Origin of the sequence: Huijunlia imazamoxiresistens (assembly GCF_037132455.1) — a bacterium.
GTDB lineage: Bacteria > Bacteroidota > Bacteroidia > Chitinophagales > Chitinophagaceae > Flavisolibacter > Flavisolibacter imazamoxiresistens.
The window spans coordinates 1-2,702 of the sequence record NZ_JBBBEI010000074.1 but is presented as its reverse complement, the minus strand read 5'-3'; the positions used below and the strand labels follow the sequence as shown (position 1 = coordinate 2,702).

The window sequence follows — 2,702 nt, the reverse complement described above, 5'->3', positions numbered from 1 at the left end:
CTTGCCAAAAGCCTGGTGACATTAATCCCGAATCATTCATTAAGGCCGGCCGGCCTTCGGCAAGCCTTTTTCCGTTAGCCGCCATCGTATTAACATTTCATAAAGTGCAAGAGAATAATCATACAACTTTTGATCAAGGTCTATGGGATAACTTTGTTAGTGAGCAGATAAGTACCTGCCAGACGCATGGTGCCGAATATTCTCCTGTTGACCCATTCCAGATAGTTGGACTTGCAGACGATCTTTCCCAAGTTTCTTTTAACGGTTTGAGACATCCAGTTGACAATTCTTCTGGATGGTTTCTGTGGAGTGGTGATTACAATGATGATGATAATTTCTTTAAGCCGTATCACATTTGGCACTTGATGTATTCAAAGCCAGAGGTTTTAAAATATCTGGGGCTTGCATCTGGATACAGATTTCTAATTGATGACGAAGGCTATGAGGACGTCTGGTTTGATGAATCGCTACTGCTGATTAGCGGCGGCTAACATGGTCTTAGCGAAGAAGCGGCTGGAATGCAATATTGTAGCTGTAAATCATTATTCAACAGAGGTGCAAACGTGAGGCTGTGTATTTCCAAATATCGCTTCTTCGCCAAGCCCTCGGACGTTAGCCGACACTTATGAATCGATCCGTCCTTTTAATTTTGGTATTGTCGCTGTCCGCCTGGAGTATACAGAGTTGTTCCTTTGGTAAACAGATTGGAAAGTGGCAACCTCTGGAGAAAGAATTAAACAGAACATCTTGGCTATTATACTCCGCGAATGACACTACCCGAGTTGACACCATTACGTTCTCTTTTGGGTATTACAATACGGGTGGAATCATTAATTTATTGGCTTATAATTCAACCCTTGCTAAAGAGCTGTGTGAGTTTAATGTTTCAAAAGACACTATAGTCTTCACCTCATATTCAATCACGCCACCAGGTGTAATGCTGGGACCTGATCATTGTAGAGGTGAAAGCAAATTGTTTTATGCCAGCAACAGCTTGTACTTTATTTCATTTGACAGGTTTTGCAATGACACCAAAGAGCAAGTTATTTCTGATCTTTCGATGATAAGCTTTAGAAAACTACAACCAACGGCTAACACAGGCTTGCCAAAATAGCGGCTTATTGCTAATTCAGCTTTATAACTTTAAACAGCGACAGAAGGAATGCCAAACAGCAGGAACTCTATTTCCGCTACTTCGGCAAGCCTTCTGCCGTTATGGGCAAACCTTGACCTCATATGTGTAAAATGCTTTTTATAGGGACAAAGACAGAATTGCAAGAGGTTCCTTTTGACAAAGAGCATCCAAGGTTTTATGTAGAGAAAATTTCAGGAGACTTTTTGTTAATCAAACATGCTTTTCAAAATCCTTACATCTACTTTGTGGGAACCAGCCGTGGATGTAGTTGTGACTTTGGCATTAAATTAAATAAACGAAGTGCAGATGTTTTGAGCGAAGTTTATCCTATCCAAAAGGTGTTTAACAAAATTCGAAAGGTTGCCGGAACGTACGAGCAGTGGGAAGAATGCCATCAAAAAAGAATCAACAAGCTGTTGGATGAACAAGCTGATTACCTGAGCCAGACAGTAAGACTTATTGACCTCATTGAACAAAAGGTGCAACAAGAAGGACCAGTAGAGCTTTATTGTGTTTGGGCCGGGGACTACGAAGCTGCACCTGAAATTCGAAATACAATTGATTTTAAGAGGACAGATTTACGGGAAGATTTTGAGATTGACGAAAGGGAGTTAATAGTCTTCACTGGATAGGCTATGCCCATAACATCAGCTTTAAGAAATAAGGGCAGATGAATAAATCTTGAGCAATTTTTTTTATTGGTCAGCAGGAAGTAAATGAAGCAATAGAATTACAGATGCCCTTACTTCTTAAAGCTGTAAAACGTTGTAGGCAATTTGCAAGGGCTATCTTTGCGGTGGAGTGAATTGAAACCGGGCCACTTAATTTAACTAACTGTACATGCGACTTATAAAATTTAGTTACGTTCTCTGTTTGTCATTATTGGTTGGCTGTACAAGCGCAGAAGATCTTTATAATTTAAGTTTTGAATCTCCCGTTCCAAAAAGTGTAAAGTTTAGTCATAGTCAAGAACAATATTTTTCTGACTGCTGTAATTGGTTGCACTTTGAAATGGATAGCTCAGAATTAAATAAGCTCCTTCAAAATGGGTTCCTAAGACAAGAAGTTGACTTTTCTGAATGGCAAAGTATGGTGCCCCCTGAGGCAAAAGATTGGTGGCATCCGGAGCAATTGGGAGACTCTATCCTGTATTTTGAAAAAGAAACAGAGAATACAAGGGATATTCTCTTTACAACTCCGTCAAAGCATGAGGTTTACCACGTCCACTATTACAAATGAGGAACCGAGGCAATTGGGTGCTTTTAAAAAATGCTAGAAATGCGGGTGCGAAGAACAGTCTACAACATGTGGCTTTTCGTTATATCGTGGCGACGTATTTAACTACAGCTTTTTCCTAATGTTCGGCTGCGGTTCCGACTTGACCAATGAAGCCAGACTTTTAATTCCTGCATTCAGCTATGCATCAATTTTGGGCTGCGGTTTCGAGGCTACCGATCACAAAATGCAGCCACAGACGCAAAGGCCCTGAACGTCAAACTGTCTAAAAACTATTGTCATTTGAGTCTGTTCAGAAAGGCATAGGTAAGTGCTTATTGTTATCTTTACT

The 2,702-nt window shown here is 40.4% G+C and carries 3 protein-coding genes; all 3 read left to right on the top strand.

The window, feature by feature from the left end:
• Window positions 1-491: immunity protein Imm33 domain-containing protein (locus V9K67_RS26885; protein WP_336728197.1), on the top strand; the 491-nt coding region annotated here is incomplete at its 5' end.
• Between the two features lie 745 nt (window positions 492-1,236).
• Window positions 1,237-1,767: a hypothetical protein gene (locus tag V9K67_RS26880; protein ID WP_336728196.1), complete on the top strand. Its 531-nt coding sequence runs from the start codon at window positions 1,237-1,239 to the stop codon at window positions 1,765-1,767.
• A 208-nt stretch (window positions 1,768-1,975) separates the two neighbouring features.
• Window positions 1,976-2,374, top strand: coding sequence for a hypothetical protein (locus V9K67_RS26875; RefSeq protein WP_336728195.1), 399 nt, complete (start codon window positions 1,976-1,978; stop codon window positions 2,372-2,374).
• The last annotated feature ends 328 nt before the right edge of the window (window positions 2,375-2,702 follow it).